This is a genomic window from Pauljensenia sp. UMB3104 (assembly GCF_030217285.1).
In the GTDB taxonomy this organism is placed as follows: domain Bacteria; phylum Actinomycetota; class Actinomycetes; order Actinomycetales; family Actinomycetaceae; genus Pauljensenia.
Genome location: NZ_JASONN010000484.1, coordinates 1 through 247 on the forward strand (window position 1 = coordinate 1; position 247 = coordinate 247).

At 59.9% G+C, this 247-nt stretch carries 1 protein-coding gene; it reads right to left on the reverse strand.

All coding sequences use genetic code 11. The annotated features are described in order from the left end of the window. A partial coding sequence (gene cas2, locus QP415_RS12500) for a CRISPR-associated endonuclease Cas2 (protein WP_285100285.1) occupies positions 1-214 on the reverse strand: 214 nt, incomplete at its 3' end. Between the last annotated feature and the right edge of the window lie 33 nt (positions 215-247).

The window sequence follows — 247 nt, forward strand, 5'->3', positions numbered from 1 at the left end:
CCTGCCCACCCTCCGGCAGATGAGTCTTGATCGCCCGCAGCGTCGCATGATCCTGCCCACCGGTCGGCCAGTACTTCACGTACACGCTGAACTGCACCATGCAGAAGCCCCAATCCAGAAGGTCATTGCGGAAACGCGTTGCCTCGCGACGCTGTTTCTTCGTCTCCACGGGGAGATCGAACATCACCAAGCACCACATAGCGTCATCCGCCATGTCAGTTCTCCGTACCCACAGACGACGGTCCCT